At 63.4% G+C, this 19,485-nt stretch carries 15 protein-coding genes and 3 tRNA genes; 6 read left to right on the top strand and 12 right to left on the bottom strand.

All coding sequences use genetic code 11. The annotated features are described in order from the left end of the window. Nucleotides 1-57 precede the first annotated feature (57 nt). The 4 genes from tig to P3C50_RS03465 all read right to left on the bottom strand — a co-directional run bounded on the left by tig (nucleotide 58) and on the right by P3C50_RS03465 (nucleotide 1,826). Nucleotides 58-1,368 carry a trigger factor gene (gene tig / locus P3C50_RS03480; RefSeq protein WP_197856377.1) on the bottom strand — a complete coding sequence of 437 codons (1,311 nt, stop codon included), beginning with the start codon at nucleotides 1,366-1,368 and terminating at the stop codon, nucleotides 58-60. Between the two features lie 127 nt (nucleotides 1,369-1,495). After that, nucleotides 1,496-1,580, bottom strand: a tRNA-Leu gene (locus tag P3C50_RS03475). Between the two features lie 55 nt (nucleotides 1,581-1,635). Then, nucleotides 1,636-1,711 (bottom strand) — tRNA-His (locus tag P3C50_RS03470). 38 nt (nucleotides 1,712-1,749) lie between these two features. Beyond that, nucleotides 1,750-1,826: transfer RNA gene (locus P3C50_RS03465), tRNA-Arg, on the bottom strand. Between the two features lie 269 nt (nucleotides 1,827-2,095). Here P3C50_RS03465 and folD point away from each other — a divergent pair. Then, the gene (folD, locus tag P3C50_RS03460; RefSeq protein WP_197856366.1) at nucleotides 2,096-2,950 is read left to right on the top strand and encodes a bifunctional methylenetetrahydrofolate dehydrogenase/methenyltetrahydrofolate cyclohydrolase FolD; all 855 of its coding nucleotides are present in this window, start codon (nucleotides 2,096-2,098) and stop codon (nucleotides 2,948-2,950) included. Nucleotides 2,951-3,056: 106 nt separating this feature from the next. Here folD and P3C50_RS03455 read toward each other — a convergent pair whose 3' ends face one another. The 6 genes from P3C50_RS03455 to P3C50_RS03430 are packed head-to-tail and all read right to left on the bottom strand — an operon-like array spanning nucleotide 3,057 to nucleotide 9,000. Then, complete coding sequence (locus tag P3C50_RS03455) at nucleotides 3,057-4,802, bottom strand: ABC transporter substrate-binding protein (protein ID WP_275544883.1); 1,746 nt, start codon at nucleotides 4,800-4,802, stop codon at nucleotides 3,057-3,059. A 52-nt stretch (nucleotides 4,803-4,854) separates the two neighbouring features. Beyond that, nucleotides 4,855-5,127: a DUF2160 domain-containing protein gene (locus P3C50_RS03450; RefSeq protein ID WP_003459912.1), complete on the bottom strand. Its 273-nt coding sequence runs from the start codon at nucleotides 5,125-5,127 to the stop codon at nucleotides 4,855-4,857. Nucleotides 5,128-5,139: 12 nt separating this feature from the next. Beyond that, complete coding sequence (locus P3C50_RS03445) at nucleotides 5,140-5,940, bottom strand: carbohydrate ABC transporter permease (protein ID WP_003239933.1); 801 nt, start codon at nucleotides 5,938-5,940, stop codon at nucleotides 5,140-5,142. Nucleotides 5,941-5,948: 8 nt separating this feature from the next. After that, nucleotides 5,949-6,812, bottom strand: a complete 864-nt coding sequence (locus P3C50_RS03440) for a carbohydrate ABC transporter permease (protein ID WP_275544882.1) — start codon at nucleotides 6,810-6,812, stop codon at nucleotides 5,949-5,951. Continuing rightward, nucleotides 6,809-7,906, bottom strand: a complete 1,098-nt coding sequence (locus tag P3C50_RS03435; protein ID WP_275544881.1) for an ABC transporter ATP-binding protein — start codon at nucleotides 7,904-7,906, stop codon at nucleotides 6,809-6,811. The genes P3C50_RS03440 and P3C50_RS03435 overlap by 4 nt, the downstream gene beginning before the upstream one ends. Continuing rightward, nucleotides 7,906-9,000, bottom strand: a complete 1,095-nt coding sequence (locus P3C50_RS03430) for an ABC transporter ATP-binding protein (RefSeq protein WP_275544880.1) — start codon at nucleotides 8,998-9,000, stop codon at nucleotides 7,906-7,908. The genes P3C50_RS03435 and P3C50_RS03430 overlap by 1 nt, the downstream gene beginning before the upstream one ends. Before the next feature lie 259 nt (nucleotides 9,001-9,259). Here P3C50_RS03430 and P3C50_RS03425 point away from each other — a divergent pair, with 259 nt between their 5' ends. The 5 genes from P3C50_RS03425 (at nucleotide 9,260) to paoC (ending at nucleotide 16,348) form a co-directional block, all read left to right on the top strand. Continuing rightward, on the top strand, nucleotides 9,260-11,095 hold the full coding sequence (locus P3C50_RS03425; protein WP_275544879.1) for a sigma-54-dependent Fis family transcriptional regulator: 1,836 nt from the start codon (nucleotides 9,260-9,262) through the stop codon (nucleotides 11,093-11,095). Nucleotides 11,096-11,188: 93 nt separating this feature from the next. Next, nucleotides 11,189-12,337: a PRC family class C beta-lactamase gene (gene blaPRC / locus P3C50_RS03420; RefSeq protein WP_275544878.1), complete on the top strand. Its 1,149-nt coding sequence runs from the start codon at nucleotides 11,189-11,191 to the stop codon at nucleotides 12,335-12,337. Nucleotides 12,338-12,540: 203 nt separating this feature from the next. Next, nucleotides 12,541-13,194, top strand: a complete 654-nt coding sequence (gene paoA, locus P3C50_RS03415) for an aldehyde dehydrogenase iron-sulfur subunit PaoA (protein WP_275544877.1) — start codon at nucleotides 12,541-12,543, stop codon at nucleotides 13,192-13,194. Next, nucleotides 13,191-14,147 (top strand): FAD binding domain-containing protein, encoded by a 957-nt coding sequence (locus P3C50_RS03410; protein WP_275544876.1) that lies wholly within the window; start codon nucleotides 13,191-13,193, stop codon nucleotides 14,145-14,147. The genes paoA and P3C50_RS03410 overlap by 4 nt, the downstream gene beginning before the upstream one ends. Further along, a complete protein-coding gene (gene paoC / locus P3C50_RS03405) occupies nucleotides 14,144-16,348 on the top strand; it encodes an aldehyde oxidoreductase molybdenum-binding subunit PaoC (protein WP_275544875.1) in 2,205 nt (734 codons plus the stop codon). Before P3C50_RS03410 ends, paoC begins: the two co-directional genes overlap by 4 nt. A gap of 52 nt (nucleotides 16,349-16,400) precedes the next feature. On the opposite strand, the gene cysS is transcribed toward paoC, so the two are convergent. Further along, nucleotides 16,401-17,786 (bottom strand): cysteine--tRNA ligase, encoded by a 1,386-nt coding sequence (gene cysS, locus P3C50_RS03400; RefSeq protein WP_275544874.1) that lies wholly within the window; start codon nucleotides 17,784-17,786, stop codon nucleotides 16,401-16,403. Beyond that, nucleotides 17,787-19,451 carry a glutamine--tRNA ligase/YqeY domain fusion protein gene (locus P3C50_RS03395; RefSeq protein WP_275544873.1) on the bottom strand — a complete coding sequence of 555 codons (1,665 nt, stop codon included), beginning with the start codon at nucleotides 19,449-19,451 and terminating at the stop codon, nucleotides 17,787-17,789. Between the last annotated feature and the right edge of the window lie 34 nt (nucleotides 19,452-19,485).

Here is a 19,485-nt window from a genome sequence, read left to right as displayed (position 1 = left end):
CACATAAGCCAGCACGGAGGCTGGCTTATGGTGGTGTACTCGAACGAGGTTACCAGATCAGTCGGCTTGAGGAGCTTCCGCCGGCTTGACTGCGTCTTCGTAGGAAACCGCTTTATCGGTCACGTTGGCCTTCTGCAGAACAGTATCTACAACTTGCTCTTCCAGTACAACCGAACGCACTTCGTTCATCTGCTGGTCGTTCTTGTAGTACCAGGCCACGACCTGCTCAGGCTCCTGGTAAGCCGAAGCCATCTCTTCGATCAGCTCGCGAACGCGGGCTTCGTCCGGCTTCAGGTCGAACTGCTTGACCACCTCGGCGACGATCAGGCCCAGCACGACGCGGCGCTTGGCCTGCTCTTCGAACAGTTCGGCCGGCAGTTGATCAGGCTTGATGTTGCCACCGAATTGTTGAACAGCCTGCACGCGCAGACGGTTCACTTCGTTGCCGATCAGCGCCTTCGGCACTTCGACCGGGTTGGCAGCCAGCAGGCCGTCCATCACCTGGTTCTTGACCTTGGACTTGATGGCCTGGCGCAGTTCGCGCTCCATGTTCTTGCGAACTTCGGCGCGGAAGCCTTCCAGGCCACCTTCCTTGATGCCGAACAGGGCGAAGAACTCGTCGTTCAGCTCAGGCAGCTGCGGAGCGGAAACGCTGTTCACGGTGACGGTGAACTCGGCGGTTTTGCCGGCCAGATCGAGGTTTTGGTAGTCCTCGGGGAAGGTCGGGTTGATCACGCGCTCTTCACCGGCCTTGGCACCGACCAGGGCGTCTTCGAAGCCCGGGATCATGCGACCGGAGCCCAGCACCAGCTGAGTGCCCTTGGCACTGCCGCCCGCGAAGGCTTCGCCGTCGATCTTGCCGACGAAATCGATGTTCAGCTGATCGCCATTTTCAGCCGCACGCTCGGCAGCTTCGAAACGGGTGTTCTGTTTGCGCAGGATATCCAGCATGTTGTCGACATCGCTGTCGGCCACATCAGCCTGCAGGCGTTCGATGGCGATGGAGTCGAAACCGGACACTTCGAACTCGGGGAACACTTCGAAGGTGGCAACGTATTCCAGGTCCTTGCCCTTCTCGAAGGACTTCGGCTCGACAGCCGGAGCGCCAGCCGGGTTCAACTTCTGCTCGACCACGGCTTCGTAGAAGGTAGCCTGGATCAGGTCGCCCAGCGCTTCCTGACGAGCGGCGTCTTCGTAACGCTGACGGATAACGCTCATCGGCACCTTGCCAGGACGGAAGCCAGGAACCTTGGCACGACGGGCAGTCTGCTGCAGACGCTTGTTGACTTCAGTCTCGATGCGCTCGACGGGTACGCCGACGGTCATGCGGCGCTCAAGAGCAGAAGTGCTTTCAACAGAAACTTGCATGGATATTCCTCGTTGCACAGACAAAAGCCGGCTCGAACCGGCCCCGAATTCAAGGCCAAGCATTCTAGAGGGTCGATATTAAGAAGTCACCCTAGAAGCAGGCGGCAATACGGGGGGATTTGTAAGATGGTGCGGACGGAGAGACTCGAACTCTCACACCTTGCGGCGCCAGAACCTAAATCTGGTGTGTCTACCAATTTCACCACGTCCGCGTGGTTTGAAGCCTAAAACAAAAACGCCAGGCTTTGGGCCTGGCGCTTTGGAATATGGGGTGGACGATGGGAATCGAACCCACGACACCAGGAGCCACAATCCTGTGCTCTACCAACTGAGCTACGCCCACCATATTGCATTTGCTACTCATATTGCCTGATCGCCAAATGGCGCACCCGGCAGGACTCGAACCTGCGACCATCCGCTTAGAAGGCGGATGCTCTATCCAGCTGAGCTACGGGCGCTTATCCATCCGCTAGCGCAGACTTAGAAGCTTTCGGCTCCAACCTCACCACCAGGGCTTGGCTTTTGCCGTCTCACCCAGCGAGTGGCTGTTCCTGAGAAGCGGGGCGAATGTTATAGACGCCTCCCAACCTCGTCAACAGAAATTTTCAAAAAAATTCAGCGATTTAAAGGAGTTACGCTAAATCGACGGCAGGCGCCTTTGCCCAGGTGAGCGCCCATGCGAGAATGCGCGTCCTTTTTTCATCCTTATTAATGGTTAACCAGCGCAATGACCGCACAACTGATCGACGGCAAGGCGATCGCCGCCAGCCTCCGCCAGCAGATTGCCCAACGTGTCGCCGAACGCCGCCAGCAAGGCCTTCGTGCGCCAGGCCTGGCTGTGATCCTGGTCGGCACCGATCCTGCCTCCCAGGTCTATGTGTCACATAAACGCAAGGATTGCGAAGAAGTCGGCTTTCTTTCCCGCGCCTATGATCTGCCGGCAGAGACCAGCCAGGCCGATCTGCTCGCGTTGATCGACGAGCTCAACGAAGACCCGACCATCGACGGCATTCTGGTACAGCTGCCGCTGCCTGAGCATCTGGACTCGTCCCTGCTGCTCGAGCGTATTCGTCCGGACAAGGACGTGGATGGCTTCCACCCCTACAACATCGGCCGCCTGGCTCAGCGCATGCCGCTGCTGCGCCCCTGTACACCGAAAGGCATCATGACCCTGCTGGAAAGCACCGGCGTCGATCTGTATGGCCTGCACGCAGTGGTGGTTGGCGCCTCGAACATCGTCGGCCGCCCAATGGCGATGGAGCTGTTGCTGGCCGGTTGCACCGTAACCGTTACCCACCGTTTTACCAAGGATCTGGCTGGCCACGTAGGCCAGGCCGATATCGTCGTGGTCGCGGCCGGCAAGCCGGGCCTGGTCAAGGGTGAATGGGTCAAGGAAGGCGCCATCGTCATCGACGTCGGCATCAACCGCCAGGAAGACGGCAAGCTGGTCGGCGATGTGGTCTACGAGACCGCCCTGCCCCGCGCCGGCTGGATCACCCCGGTGCCGGGTGGCGTTGGCCCGATGACTCGCGCGGGTCTTTTGGAAAACACCCTGCACGCGGCAGAGCACCTGCATAAGTAGGCGACGCGATAGAATGACAAACGGCACCCAAGGGTGCCGTTTTTTATCGCGGCTGAAGCGGAATGCCGCCCAGCCGTTCCCACAGGAATGGCTTCAGCCGCGCGCCTCAGTTGCGCGCCTGCTCCCAGGATTTGAGCAGCTCATCGTAGGCGATGGTCTCACCCTTGGGTTTCTCGTTGGCCAGCTTGGGCTTCGGTGCACCCGGTTGGTCGAACCAGTACTGTGGATCGCGCGGCTCGTTCAGCTTCGGCCCGCACTCACCCAGCACACCGGAACGCTCCAGACGACCGAGCATGGTGTCCTGCGCTGCGGCCAGACCATCGAGCGCCTGCTGCGGAGTCTTGTCGCCGCTCGCGGCTTCGGCAATGAACTGCCACCACAGCTGCGCCAGGCGCGGATAGTCCGGCACGTTGGTGCCGGTCGGCGTCCACTGCACGCGCGCCGGGCTGCGGTAGAACTCCACCAGCCCACCGAGCTTGGGCGCGACTTCGCTCATCGCATCGGAGTTGATGTCCGACTCACGAATCGGCGTCAGGCCGACCAGGGTCTTCTTCAGCGACACGGTCTTGGAGGTGACGAACTGCGCATAGAGCCAGGCGGCCAGGCGCTGCTTCTCCGGGGTGGACTTGAGGAAGGTCCAGGAACCGGTGTCCTGATAGCCGAGCTTCATGCCCTCCTCCCAGTACGGGCCCTTGGGCGACGGCGCCATGCGCCATTTCGGCGTGCCGTCCTCGTTGACCACCGGCAGGCCTGGTTTGGTCATATCAGCGGTAAAGGCGGTGTACCAGAAGATCTGCTGAGCGATAGCACCCTGCGCCGGCACCGGCCCGGCCTCGGAGAAGGTCATGCCCTGCGCTTCCGGCGGCGCGTACTGGCGCATCCAGTCGACATACTTCTGTGTGGCGAACACCGCCGCCGGGCCGTTGGTGTCACCACCACGGGCAACGCTGGAACCCACCGGCCGGCAGCCGTCGACGCGAATGCCCCATTCGTCCACCGGCAGGCCGTTGGGCAGGCCCTTGTCGCCACCGCCGGCCATGGAGAACCAGGCATCGGTGAAGCGCCAGCCCAGCGACGGGTCCTTCTTGCCATAGTCCATGTGGCCGTAGACGCGCTGACCGTCGATTTCCTTGACGTGCTTGGAGAAGAACTCGGCGATGTCCTCGTAGGCCGACCAGTTGACCGGCACGCCCAGCTCGTAGCCGTAGATTTCCTTGAACTTGGCCTTCAGTTCCGGACGCTCGAACCAGTCGGCACGGAACCAGTAGAGGTTGGCGAACTGCTGGTCAGGCAACTGGTAGATCTTCTTGTCCGGGCCGGTGGTGAAGGAAATGCCGATGAAATCGTCGAGATCCAGGGTCGGTGAAGTGAAGTCCTTGGCCTCGCCCTCGATCATGTCGCTGATCGCCACCGCCTTGCCGTAACGCGCATGCGTGCCGATCAGGTCGGAGTCGTTGACCCAGCCGTCATAGATGTTCTTGTCCGACTGTATCTGCGTCTGCAGCTTCTCGACCACATCGCCTTCCTGCAGCAGGTCGTGTTTGAGCTTGATCCCGGTTATCTCGCTGAAGGCCTTGGCCAGCACCTTGGACTCGTACTCGTGGGTGGTGATGGTTTCCGACACCACGCTGATATTCATACCGCGGAACGGCTCGGCGGCCTTGATGAACCATTTCAGTTCTTCGAGCTGCTGCTCGGGCGTCAGGGTCGAGGGGTTGAACTCATCAGCGATCCATTTCTTCGCGGCTTCTTCATAGGCATCCGCCCAGGCCGCACCGCTCAAACCGGACAACGCCAGCAAGGCAGCCAACGCCATGCTATGTCGGGTCTTGTTGTTATTGTCGACGAACATAGAGACCTCCATCTCAGGATATTGGGGAGAGGCATACCGGCGGCAGCCCGGCTCAGCCCCAGCGCATGACTGCGCACAACCACAACAGTGATAGCAGCGAGGCTATCCACACGCTCCAGTCGGTCACGCCTATTACCAGCAGGTGCAGGTAGGCGCTGCCGAGCAGACCGATGAACAGCCGATCACCGCGGGTGGTGGTGATCGGCAGAAAACCCTTGCGCTCGACGCACGGCCAGCGCAGCTCGACCAGCGTCATGCCGGCCAGCAGCACGGCGATGCCGGCGAAGAACAGCGCGGTCGGTAGAGTCCAGGCCATCCAGCTCATGACGAACCTCCCTTACACGCGACCGAGGGCGAAGCCCTTGGCCACATGGTTGCGAACGAACCAGATCACCAGCATCCCCGGGATGATGGTCAGCACCCCGGCAGCGGCCAGCACACCCCAGTCGATGCCCGAGGCGGACACGGTACGGGTCATCACCGCGGCGATGGGCTTGGCGTCCACCGAGGTCAGGGTGCGCGCCAGTAGCAACTCGACCCAGGAGAACATGAAGCAGAAGAAGGCCGTGACGCCGATGCCGGAGCGGATCAGCGGGATAAAGATCTTCACGAAGAATTTCGGAAAGCTGTAGCCGTCGATATAGGCCGTCTCGTCGATTTCCTTCGGCACGCTGGACATGAAGCCCTCGAGAATCCACACCGCCAGCGGCACGTTGAACAGGCAGTGCGCCAGCGCCACGGCGATATGGGTGTCGAACAGGCCGATGGACGAATACAGCTGGAAGAACGGCAGCAGGAACACCGCCGGCGGCGCCATGCGGTTGGTCAGCAGCCAGAAGAACAGGTGCTTGTCGCCGAGAAAGCGGTAGCGCGAGAAGGCATAGGCCGCTGGCAGCGCCACGCTGAGCGAGATCAGCGTGTTGAGGCTGACGTAATACAGCGAGTTGAGGTAGCCCTCGTACCAGCTGCGATCGGTGAAGATCACCCGGTAGTTGTCCAGGGTGAAGTTCTGCGGCCACAGGCTGAGCCCGCCGAGAATCTCGGTGTTGCTCTTGAACGACATGTTCAGCAGCCAGTAGATCGGCACCAGCAGAAACAAGAAGTAGATCAGCAGTGCCAGACGTTTGCGCAGCATCATGGTCGGCCTCAGCGGGTTTTGTCGTCGTGGGTCATGGCGGTGTAGAACAGCCAGGACACCAGCAGGATGATCAGGAAGTACACCAGCGAGAACGCCGCGGCCGGGCCCAGGTCGAACTGGCCGATGGCCATTTGCGTCAGGGTCTGGCTGAGGAAGGTGGTGGCGTTGCCCGGCCCGCCGCCGGTGAGCACAAACGGCTCGGTGTAGATCATGAAGCTGTCCATAAAGCGCAGCATCACCGCGATCAGCAGCACGCTTTTCAGCTTGGGCAACTGGATATGGCGGAACACCGCCCAGCTCGACGCGCGGTCGATGCGCGCCGCCTGGTAGTAGACGTCGGGAATGGCGCGCAGCCCGGAATAGCACAGCAGCGCCACCAGCGAGGTCCAGTGCCAGACGTCCATGATCAGCACCGTGACCCAGGCGTCCATGGTGTTGGAGGCGTAGTTGTAGCTGATGCCCAGCTTGTTCAGCGTCCAGCCCATCAGGCCGATGTCGGCGCGACCGAAGATCTGCCAGATGGTGCCGACCACGTTCCACGGAATCAGCAGCGGAATGGCCATCAGGATCAGACACAGCGAAGCCCAGCGCCCGCGCGTCGGCATGCACAGGGCGATGGCGATGCCCAACGGAATCTGAATCAGCAGCACGCAAGCGGAGAAGATGAACTGGCGCAGCAGCGAGTCGTGCAGACGCGGATCCTGCAGCACCTGGCGATACCAGTCGACGCCAACGAAGTAGCGGGTGGACGGGTCGAAGATGTCCTGCACCGAGTAGTTGACCACCGTCATCATCGGCACGATGGCACTGAACGCCACCAGCAGGAACACCGGCAGCACCAGCCACCAGGCCTTGTTGTTCTGCACCTTCATGGCGCCACCTCCACCAGATAGTCGTCGGCGTAGAGCATCAGCCACTGAGCCGGGAAGCTCAGGTACACCTGCTCGCGCGGCACCGGCTGGTCTTCCTGCAGACGTGCCTTGAGCACCTGACCATCGAGGTCGAAGGTGAGGATCTTGTAGGTGCCGAGGTCCTCGACGTGCAGCACGCGGGCGCACAGCGCGTCTTCATAAGCGCCGTCCCAGATGTGCACGAATTCGGGACGGATACCGACCTGCAGACGCGTGCCGTCCAGTTCGGCCAAGCGCTGGTTGAGCGCGTCGGAGAGCGGCAGCACGGTATCGGCGAAGCGCACTCCGCCCTCGCAGCGCTGCACCTCGATCAAATTCATGCCCGGACTGCCGATGAAATAGCCGACGAAAGTGTGCCCAGGGCGCTCGAACAGCTCGCGCGGGGTGCCGAACTGGACAATTTGCCCGCCGTACATCACCGCGATCTTGTCGGCGAAGGTGGAAGCCTCCAGCTGATCGTGGGTGACGTAGACCATGGTGATGTTGAACTGCTCGTGGATCTGCTTGAGCTTGCGCCGCAGCTTCCACTTCAGGTGCGGGTCGATCACCGTCAGCGGCTCGTCGAAGAGGATCGCCGACACGTCGTCACGCACCAGGCCGCGGCCCATGGAGACCTTCTGCTTCTCGTCGGCGGTGAGGTTACGCGCCTTCTTGTGCAGCAGCGGGTGCAGCTCCAGCACTTCGGCGATCTCGTGCACCTTGCTCATCACCCGCGCTTCGTCCATGCCCTGGTTGCGCAGCGGGAAGGCCAGGTTGTCGAACACCGTCATGGTGTCGTAGACCACCGGGAACTGGAAAACCTGGGCGATGTTGCGCTCTTGCGGCGACAGCGTATTGACCGCCTTGCCATCGAACTGCACCTCGCCCTGTGAAGGACTGAGCAGGCCGGAGATGATGTTGAGCAACGTCGACTTGCCGCAGCCCGACGGCCCCAGCAGCGCGTAGGCGCCGCCCTGCTGCCAGATGTGGTTCATCTCGCGAATCGCGTAGTCTTCCGGCGCTTTCGGCGTGCCGCTGTAGCTGTGCGCCAGGTTGTGCAAACGAATCTCGGCCATCAGGCGGCCCTCCCCTGGCGGCGACTGGGCGCCTGCACCAATTGCCCATCGGCAGCGAAGACGAACAGCTTGTGGGTGGGGATATAGATCAGGATCGGGGTATCCACCGCGTACTCGTGCACGCCCGGCAGGTGCAGCACCAACACGAACTGCTCGTTGCGCACGTGGAGGAAGGTTTCCGAGCCGCTGATCTCGGCCAGCTCGACGGTTACCGCCAGCTCCAGATCATCGTCGTTGGACGGCACCAGGCCGATATGGCTGGGACGCACGCCAAAGCGGTACTCGCCCTCGGCGATGCCGCGCAGATCGGGGTTGAGCGGAAAGTGCACGCAGTCGGCGAAGCTCACCTCGGAGCCGCTGATGCGCCCCGGCATCAGGTTGATCGCAGGCTCCGAGAACAGCTCGGCGGCCAGCACCTGTTGCGGGCGGTGGTAGACCTCGGCGGTCTTGCCGCTCTGCACCACCCGCCCCTCGTGCAGGATGGTGGTGGTGCCGCCGAGGGCCAACGCCTCGTTGGGTTCGGTGGTGGCGTAGATGGCGATGGTATGGCGCGCCTGGAATAGCTCGCGCATCTCCTGGCGCAGCTCTTCGCGCAGCTTGTAGTCCAGGTTGACCAGGGGCTCATCGAAGAGGATCAAGGATGCGTCCTTGACCAGCGCCCGGGCCATGGCCGTGCGCTGCTGCTGGCCGCCGGAGAGCTCCAGCGGGTAGCGCGGCAACAGCTTGTCGATACGCAGCATGCGTGCCGTGGCCTCGACCTTCTCGATGATCAGCTCCCTGGCCACACCGGCCTGACGCAGCGGCGAGGCGATGTTTTCGAACACCGTCAGGGTCGGGTAGTTGATGAACTGCTGATAGACCATCGACACGTTGCGCTGGCGCACCGGCACACCGGTGACATCGGCGCCGTTCATCAGCACACGGCCGCTGCTGGGCCGATCCAGCCCGGCCATCAGGCGCATCAGGCTGGTCTTGCCGGCCAGGGTGCGACCGAGCAGAACATTGAAAGAGCCAGGTTCGAAACTGAGGCAGGCATCGTCGATATGCACCTGGCCATCGACGATACGGGTGACGTGTTCGAGCTTGAGCGACATGGCCTGTCCTTTTTCTTGTCGTGCCATTCGATTGCGAACATCGATTGCGACAAGCGTGCCAGCGCCTTGAAATCCGACGTATCTAATTGATGGAAATCGAAAACCTGCCAACGAGGCTTTTTCAGCCCGGCTTTCACTGAACACTTTTGAACAGTCAGATGTGAACAACTGAACAATTCGTTCGTTGACTTTGAACAATCTTGAACGAGACTGGATCGATCGCGGCGCAGATCGCGAACCAACAAGAAGAGATCGCACCATGACAGAAGCTGCCCGCGTCCCGGCGCACGACACCATCATCCAGGAGTCCTGGTCGCGCTGTCGTGACTATGGCCTGACCCACCAGAGCGCACCCCGCTTCGATCCGCCGCCTACCGGCGAACTCTCGGCCCTGCTGGAAAGCCGTCAGGCCCTGGTGCAGACCACCCATCAAGAAGTGCTGCCCTACTACGACACCATCCTTTCCAACTCCAACTGCCTGATCATGCTCGCCGACGACCAGGGCCGGCTGCTGCAATCCTGGGGCGACCAGCGCTTCATCGAGCCACGTCAGGCCGCCGGTTTCGTCGCCGGCGCCAGTTGGCTGGAACGCTACACCGGCACCAACGCCATCGGCACCGCGCTGAGTTGCGGGCAGGCCGTGCACATTCAGCACGACGAGCACTTCCTCAAGGCCAACCGCTTCATGACCGGCTCGGCCTCGCCGATCTTCGACGAACAACGGCGCATGATCGCCGTGCTGGATGTGTCCAGCGACAGCTACCTGCCGCCGGCGCACACCCTGGGCATGGTCAAGATGATGAGCCAGTCCGTGGAGAACCGCCTGATCCTCAAGCTGTTCGCCGACCAGTACCACCTGCTCAGTTTCAATACCAGCCTGGACAACCTCGACAGCCCCTGGGCCGGCCTGGTGGTGTTCGATGAACAGGGCCATGTGGTGTCCGCCAACCGCCGCGCCGACAACCTGCTCGGCCAACCCCTGACCTACGGCGCCATCGAGCAACTGTTCGACGTACCGCTGCAGCAGCTGCTCAACCAGCCGGACGGCCAGCCATTCAATCTGCGCACCAGCGGCCGCTTTCGTTTCCACGCGCGGGTACGGCGCCCTGCCCGACCCGTACCGATTCAGGCGCGTGATTTCCGCCCGCCCGTCACGCCGAGCACGTCCGAAGAGCCACAACTGCACACCCTGAGCCTCGGTGATGAGCGCATGGATAAGGCCATCCGCCAGGCCGAGCGACTGCTGGAAAAGGACATACCGATTCTGGTGCAGGGCGAAACCGGTGCCGGCAAGGAGGTGTTCGTCAGGGCCTTGCATCGCGCCAGTTCACGCGCCGATCAACCCTTCATCGCGGTCAACTGCGCGGCCATTCCGGCGGAACTGGTGGAGTCCGAACTGTTCGGCTATGAGAAAGGCGCCTTTACTGGAGCCAGCCAGAAAGGTCACATCGGGCTGATCCGCAAGGCGCACAGGGGCACGCTGTTTCTCGACGAGATCGGCGACATGCCCCTGCGTGTTCAGGCGCGGCTGCTGCGCGTGCTGCAGGAGCGCTGCGTACAGCCACTGGGCAGCAGCGAACTGCATCCGGTCGATGTGCGCCTGGTCTCGGCCACCAACCGCCCGCTGCGCCAGGACGTCGACAGCGGCCAGTTCCGCGCCGACCTGTACTACCGCATCAGCGGCCTGAACCTGGAGCTGCCGCCGCTACGCGAGCGCAGCGACAGGCAGGCGCTGTTTCAGCAACTGTGGCAGCAGCACCGCGAACCCGACCAGCGCGCCGGCATCAGCCGCGAGGTGTTGGAGCTGTTTCAGCACCATCCGTGGCCCGGCAATCTACGTCAGCTCGCCAGCGTGCTGCGCGTTGCACTGGCCATGGCCGAAGACCAGCCCATCCGCGCCGAGCACCTGCCGGATGATTTCTTCCTCGACCTGCCAACCGACACCAACCTGCCGGCGCATCCCGAGCCGAATAGTGGCGATCTTGCCAGCCAGTACCAGGCCTGCGGCGGTAATATCTCCTACCTGGCCCGCCACCTCGGCCTGAGCCGCAACACCCTGTACAAGCGCCTGCGCGAACAGGGCGTGCGGCCCTGAACCTTTATACGCAGAACCAGCCCAAGCCAGACATTTGCCATCCTGCCCGAACTCCGAGCGGGCCGGCATCGCCAGCCACGAAAGGAACTCAGCATGCGCCACCTTTACCGCCCACTTTTCGCCGCCCTGGCGCTGCTGGCCGCCAGCCACGCACCGGCAGCGCCTTCACTGGAAACACAGGTGGACGCCGCAGCAAAATCGATGATGCAGGCCTATGCCATCCCCGGCATGGCCATTGCCATCAGCCACAAGGGGCAATCACATTTCTTCGAGTACGGCGTCGCATCGCGCGAAAGCGGCCAGGCCGTGGATCGCCACACCCTGTTCGAGCTGGGGTCGATCAGCAAGCTGTTCACCGCCACCCTCGGCGCCTACGCCGAAGCGCGCGGCACGCTGAACCTCAGCGACAACGCCAGCCAATACCTGCCGGCCCTGCAAGGCAGCGCCTTCGATCACATCAGCCTGCTGGATCTGGCCACTTACACGGCCGGCGGCCTGCCATTGCAGTTTCCCGACGCGGTCAGCGACGATACGACGATGCTCGATTACTACCGCAACTGGCAGGCGGTGTATGCGCCGGGCACGCAACGGTTGTATTCCAACCCCAGCATCGGTCTGTTCGGCCACCTGGCGGCGGCCAGCCTGGCCGAGCCATTTCAGCAGTTGATGGAGCAGGACCTGCTGCCGCAGTTGGGCATGCAGGAGAGCCACGTGAAGATACCGGCCGAGGACATGCACCGTTATGCCTGGGGCTACCGCGACGACAAGGCCGTGCGGGTAAATCCCGGGGCGCTGGACGCCGAGGCCTACGGATTGAAATCCAGCGCCGCCGACATGCTGCACTTCATCGACGCCAACCTGCATCAGGAGCAATTGCCGGCACCGCTACGCCAGGCCATCAGCGCCACTCATCGTGGCTACTATCAGGTCGGCGACATGACGCAGGCCCTGGGCTGGGAGCGCTACACCTATCCCATCAGCCTGGAAAAGTTGCAGGCCGGCAACTCCGCCGACATGGCATTGCAACCCCAGCCCGTAGAACGCTTCAGCGTGCCGAAACCAGCCGAGGGCGACCTGCTGCTGAACAAGACAGGCTCGACCAATGGCTTCGGCGCCTACATCCTGCTGCTGCCGGCGCGTGATACCGGCGTTGTGATACTCGCCAATCGCAACTACCCCAATGCCGAGCGCGTGCGCCTCGCCCTGCAGATCATCGCGGCACTGCAACCCTCGGGCGACTGACCGGCGAAGACCAAGCCTGCCTTGCACCGCGGGACCAGAACGGTCCCGCCCCTTCTTTTGCGGCGCGTGCCGCCCTCTCCAGCCCAATCTCCGCGGCCGTACAGGTTATTGCAACTTGTGCGGCGCCGACACAGTCGGAATCTAGACACCGCACTCCTGGCGGCGATCGCGCATCGCCCACCTGCCAAGCGAAGGAGACACGCATGAGTGATTCCGCCAATAGCCATGGCTATTCAAGACGCGACGTCCTGTCGCTGAGCCGCAGCCTCCTGGTACTGGGCAGCGCCCCGGTCGCGAGCCTGAGCGCTGCCGAAGTCAGCGAACTGCGCCCCGTACGCGCAGTGCAGAAGTCCAGGGTGGGCTTCACGGTCAATGGCCAACCTCACCAACTCGAACTGGACAACCGCACCTCGCTGCTCGATGCACTGCGTGAGCACCTGCACCTCACCGGCAGCAAGAAAGGCTGCGACCACGGCCAGTGCGGCGCCTGCACCATCATCCTCGACGGCCGCCGCGTCAACAGCTGCCTGACCCTGGCAGTGATGCACCAGGGCGCCGAGATCACCACCATCGAGGGGCTTGGCACGCCCGAGCACCTGCACCCGATGCAGGCTGCATTCATCAAGCATGACGGCTACCAGTGCGGTTACTGCACGCCTGGGCAGATTTGCTCGGCCGTGGCCGTGCTCGAGGAGATCGACCAGGGCGTGCCCAGCCATGTGACCGACGATCTGCAAGCCGCACCCGAACGCAGCGACGCCGAGCTGCGTGAGCGCATGAGCGGCAACATCTGCCGCTGCGGCGCCTACTCCAACATCATCGAAGCAATCGACGAAGTCGCGGGAGAACGCGGATGAAACCCTTTTCCTACGAACGCGCAGGCACGCCAGCCGAGGCCGCAGCATCGGCGGCGCGCATGCCCGGCGCCAAGTTCATCGCTGGCGGCACCAACCTGCTGGATTTGATGAAGCTCGAGATCGAGACGCCGTTGCACCTGATCGATGTCAACGGCCTCGGGCTGGACCGCATCGAGCCGGCGGACGATGGCGGCATGCGCATAGGCGCGCTGGTGAGCAACACCGACCTGGCCGCCGACAGCCGCATTCGTCGCGACTACGCCGTGCTGGCCCGCGCCCTGCTTGCCGGGGCTTCCGGCCAGTTGCGCAACAAGGCCACCACGGCCGGCAATCTGCTGCAACGCACGCGCTGCCCTTACTTCTACGACACCAACCTGCCGTGCAACAAGCGCCAGCCTGGCTCCGGCTGCGCAGCACGCGAAGGCATCAGCCGCCAACACGCGGTGCTCGGCAGCAGCGACGCCTGTATCGCTACCCACCCCAGCGACATGGCGATCGCCATGCGCCTGCTAGACGCCATGGTGGAAACCGTGCAGCCCGACGGCCAGGTGCGCCGCATCCCCATCGCCGAGCTGCATCGCCTGCCTGGTGACACGCCGCACATCGAGCACGTGCTGGCCCCAGGCGAGCTGATCACCGCAGTGACCCTACCCAAGCCGCTCGGCGGCCGGCATGTTTACCACAAGGTTCGCGACCGCTCTTCCTACGCTTTCGCCCTGGTCTCGGTGGCAGCGGTTTTCCAGCCAGACGGCAACGGTCGCATCGCCCTTGGCGGCGTCGCCCACAAACCCTGGCGCGTGGAGGCGGCGGAAGCCGAACTGCCCCGCGGTGCCGAGGCCGTCGCCGAACGGCTGCTCGCCGATGCCCGACCCACGCCGCACAACGCCTTCAAACTCACCCTGGTCCAACGCACCTTAGGCGCCGTACTGGCGCAAGCGAGGGCCGACGCATGAAATTCGAAACCGCCGAAGGCGCCAACCCCATCGACCGCCAACGCGTGGTCGGCCAGCCGCTCGATCGCATCGACGGCCCGCTGAAGACCACCGGCACCGCCACCTACGCCTACGAATGGCACGCCGAGGTCGCCGATCTGGCTTACGGGCAGATCGTCGGCGCGGCCATCGCCAAGGGGCGCATCGTCTCCATGGACCTGTCTCAGGCAAGGGCCGCGCCCGGCGTGATCACCATCGTCACCGCCGACACGGCGCCCGACCTGAACAAGGGCGAGCGCAACAATGCCACGCTGCTCGGCGGCCCCGAGATCGAGCATTATCATCAGGCCGTCGCCCTGGTGGTGGCCGAAAGCTTCGAGCAGGCACGCGCCGCCGCCGAGCTGGTGAAGATCGATTACCAGCGTCAGCCCGGTAACTTCGACCTCGAAGCAGCCAAGGACACGGCGAAGAAGCCGGAGAAAGTCGCCGGCAGCGAGCCGGACACTGCCGTCGGTGACTTCGACAGCGCGTTCGCCAGCGCCCCCGTGCAGCTCGACGCCACCTACCACACGCCCGACCAGTCCCACGCGATGATGGAACCGCACGCCTCGATGGCCCGCTGGGACGACGACCGGCTGACCCTGTGGACCTCGAACCAGATGATCGCCTGGGGCGCCAAGGATCTGGCCGAAACACTGGGCATAGACGTCGACAAGGTGCGACTGATCTCGCCCTACGTCGGCGGCGGCTTCGGCGGCAAGCTGTTCATCCGCGCCGACGCGCTGATGGCGGCGCTGGGCGCTCGCGCAGCCGGACGCCCGGTAAAGGTGGCATTACCGCGCCCACTGATGATGAACAACACCACCCATCGCGCGGCCACCATCCAGCGCATCCGCATCGGCGCCAGGCGCGACGGCCAGATCGTCGCGATCGGCCACGACAACTGGTCCGGTGACCTCAACGCCAACACCGCCGAATCCGGAGTGATCTACTCGCGGCCGCTGTACGCGGGTGCCAACCGCATGTCCAGCTCGCGCCTGGCGGCACTGGACATGCCAGAAGCCAACGCCATGCGCGCCCCCAGCGACACGCCTGGCTCGATGGCCGTGGAGATCGCCATGGACGAGATGGCCGAGAAGCTCGGCCTCGACCCCGTCGACTTCCGCGTGATGAACGATTCGCTGGTCGACCCGGAGAAACCCGAGCGTTCCTACTCGCAGCGCCACCTCAAGGAATGCCTGCTGCAGGGTGCGCAACGCTTCGGCTGGGCCGAGCGTGAAGCCAAGCCTGCGACGCGCCGCGAGGGCGACTGGCTGATCGGCCTGGGTATGGCCGGCGCGTTTCGCGACGGACCGGTTACCCAGTCTGCCGCGCGCGTGCGCCTCGATGCACAAGGCCGACTGACCGTCGAGACCGACATGACCGACATCGGCACCGGCAGCTACACCATCATCGGCCAGACCGCTGCGGAAATGCTCGGTGTGACGCTGGACCAGGTGAGCGTAAAGCTAGGCGATTCGAGCTTTCCCGTTTCCTCTGGCTCAGGCGGCCAGTGGGGCGCCAATAGCTCCACCGCGGGGGTCTATGCCGCCTGCGTGAAGCTGCGCGAACAGATTGCGCGCAAGCTCGGCTTTGATCCCGCCCGGGCGGTGTTCGACAATGGCGAAGTCCGCCATGACGACAAGCGCGCCACGCTCGCCGAGGCAGCGGCAGGCGGAACGCTGGAGGCCGAAGATGGCATCGAGTTCGGCGACCTGGACAAGCGCTACCGCATCTCGACCTTCGGCGCACATTTCGTTGAGGTGGCCGTGCATGCCGCCACTGCGGAAGTGCGAGTCCGGCGCATGCTGGCGGTCTGTTCCGCCGGGCGCATCCTCAATCCGAAGACGGCGCGCAGCCAGGTGATCGGCGCCATGACCATGGGCGTGGGCGCGGCACTCATGGAGGAGCTGTCGGTGGACACCCGCTACGGGTTGTACATCAACCACGACCTGGCAGGCTACGAGGTGCCGGTGCATGCCGACATCCCGCATCAAGAGGTGGTCTTTCTCGACGAGAGCGATGCCCTCTCCTCGCCGATGAAGGCCAAGGGCGTGGGCGAACTGGGTATCTGCGGAGTGTCCGCGGCGGTGGCGAACGCGATCTACAACGCCACTGGCGTGCGGGTGCGCGACTATCCCGTCACGCTGGACAAGCTGCTGGCGCAGATGCCCGTGGCCTGAGCCGAAACGACGAAGGCCGCTTTCCAGCGGCCTTCGTCGTTGAGCATGAGGCTTATTCGGCCAGACGCCAGGTGGTGCCGCCCTTGCCGTCTTCCAGCACCACGCCCATGGCGGTGAGCTGGTCGCGGATGCGGTCGGATTCCGCCCAGTTCTTGTCGGCGCGGGCCTGCAGGCGAGCGGCGATCAGCGCATCCACTTCGGCCGCGTCGACCTTGCCCGCAGCGCCGGCTTGCAGGAATGCACCCGGCTCCAACTGCAGCACACCCAGCACGCTAGCCAACTGCTTGAGCTGCGCAGCCAGGCCAGCGGCGGCCTGAACGTCCGCCTCACGCAGGCGGTTGACCTCGCGGATCATCTCGAACAGCACGGCGCAGGCTTCCGGCGAGTTGAAGTCGTCGTCCATCGCCGCGCCGAAGCGCTCCACATATCCCTCGCCACCGGCAGGTGCCGCTTCCGGCAGACCTTTGAGGCCGTTGTAGAAACGCTCCAGAGCGCCCTTGGCTTCCTTGAGGCTCTCTTCGGAATAGTTGATCGGGCTGCGGTAGTGGCTGGACACGAGCAGGTAACGCACCACCTCCGGGTGGTACTTTTCCAGCACCTCGCGAATGGTGAAGAAGTTGCCCAGGCTCTTGGACATCTTCTCGCCGTCCACGCGCACGGCGCCGGCGTGCATCCAGGCGTTGGCGTACTGCTTGCCGGTGGCCGCCTCGCTCTGTGCGATTTCGTTCTCATGGTGCGGGAACACCAGATCCGGACCGCCGCCATGAATGTCGAAGGTCTCGCCCAGGCAGCAGGTGGACATCACCGAGCACTCGATATGCCAGCCCGGGCGACCCTTGCCCCAGGGCGAATCCCAGCTTGGCTCGCCCGGCTTGGCAGCTTTCCACAGCACGAAGTCCAGCGGGTCTTCCTTGATCTCGTCCACTTCGATGCGCGCGCCGATCTTCAGCTCGTCGATCTTGCGCCTTGAGAGCTTGCCGTAGGTCTCGAACTTGGTGACACGGTAGTACACGTCGCCATTGCCCGGCGCATAGGCAAAACCCTTGTCGATCAGGGTCTGGATCATCTGGTGCATGCCGGCGATATGACCAGTGGCGCGCGGTTCGATGTCCGGGCGCAGCACGGAAAGGCGAGCCTCGTCCTCGTGCATTGCCGCGATCATGCGCTCGACCAGCGTTTCGAACGGCTCGCCGTTCTCATTGGCGCGCTTGATGATCTTGTCGTCGATGTCGGTGATATTGCGCACGTAGGTCACGTCATAACCGCGCTGACGCAGCCAGCGGGTGACCACGTCGAAGGCGACCATCACGCGGGCGTGGCCGATGTGGCAGAAGTCATAGACGGTCATGCCGCATACGTACATGCGCACCTGATTATCGACCAGCGGCTTGAAGGCATCCTTGGTCTTGGTCAGGGTGTTATAGATCGACAGTGCCATTTACTGCCCCCAGGAATCGCGCAGGGTCACGGTGCGGTTGAACACCGGCTTGCCAGGCTGGGAATCCTTGTCCAGGCAGAAGTAACCTTCGCGCTCGAACTGGAAGCGGTCGTCAGCCGTCGCCTGGGCCAGCGATGGCTCGGCGCGGCAACCGCTGAGCGCCACCAGCGACTCGGGGTTGATGTTGTCGAGGAAGCTGCCGCCCTCTTCGCTCTTCTCCGGATTGGGCGACTTGAACAGGCGGTCGTACAGGCGCACCTCGCACTCGACGCTGCCTGCAGCCGGCACCCAGTGGATCACGCCCTTGACCTTGCGGCCCTCCGGGTTCTTGCCCAGGGTGTTCTCGTCATAGGAGCAGCGCAGCTCGACGATATTACCGGCGGCATCCTTGATCGCCTCATCGGCGCGGATCACGTAGCTGCCACGCAGACGCACTTCGCCGCCCGGGATCAGGCGCTTGAAGCCGTCCGGCGGGGTTTCCTCGAAGTCGCTGGCGTCGATGTAGATCTCACGACTGAACGGCAGCACACGCACGCCCATGTCCTGCTTGGGATGGCGCGGCAGCTCGAGGTTCTCGACCTGGCCTTCCGGGTAGTTGGTGATCACCACCTTGAGCGGTTTGAGCACGCACATGGCGCGGGCGGCATTGGCGTCCAGATCGTCACGAATGGCGAACTCGAGCATGCCGATATCCACCAGGCCGCCGGCGCGGTTGACGCCGATCATGTCGCAGAAGGTGCGAATCGAGGCGGCGGTATAGCCGCGACGACGATAGCCGGACAGGGTCGACATGCGCGGGTCGTCCCAGCCGTTGACGTGCTTCTCGTCGACCAGTTGCTTGAGCTTGCGCTTGCTGGTGATGGTGTAGTTCAGGTTCAGGCGGGCGAATTCGTACTGGCGCGGCTGCGCCGGCACCGGCAGGTTCTCCAGGAACCATTCGTACAGCGGGCGATGATCCTCGAACTCCAGGGTGCAGATGGAGTGGGTGATGCCCTCGATGGCGTCCGACTGGCCGTGGGTGAAATCGTAGCTCGGGTAGATGCACCACTTGTCACCGGTCTGGTGGTGATGGGCGTGGCGGATGCGATAGAGGATCGGGTCGCGCAGGTTGATGTTCGGCGAGGCCATGTCGATCTTGGCGCGCAGCGAGCGGGCGCCATCGGGGAACTCGCCGGCTTTCATGCGGGCGAAGAGGTCAAGGTTCTCTTCGGCGCTGCGCTCGCGGAACGGGCTGTTCTTGCCTGGCTCGGTCAGGTTGCCGCGATACTCGCGCATCTCTTCAGCATTCAGATCGCAGACGAAGGCCTTGCCGGCCTTGATCAGCTCGACGGCCCAGGCGTGCAATTGGTCGAAATAGTTGGAGGCATAGCGCTCCTCGCCCGCCCACTTGAAGCCCAGCCACTCGACGTCGGCCTTGATCGCGTCGATGTATTCCTGGTCTTCCTTGGCCGGGTTGGTGTCGTCGAAACGCAGGTTGCACTGGCCGCCGAACTCTTCGGCCAGGCCGAAGTTCAGGCAGATGCTCTTGGCATGGCCAATGTGCAGGTAGCCGTTGGGCTCCGGCGGGAAGCGGGTCACGATCTTGGCGTGCTTGCCGCTGTCCAGATCGGCCTGGACGATGGGGCGCAGGAAGTTGGCAGCTTTTTCGACGGTGGGCTTGCTCATGGTGTCCTTAACAATACTGGCGCGGCACGGGTAG

It is taken from the genome of Pseudomonas sp. Marseille-Q0931 (assembly GCF_940789645.1).
Classification (GTDB): Bacteria; Pseudomonadota; Gammaproteobacteria; order Pseudomonadales; family Pseudomonadaceae; genus Aquipseudomonas.
The sequence above is the reverse complement of the archived record's forward strand: the minus strand, read 5'-3'. Positions and strand labels throughout refer to the sequence as shown.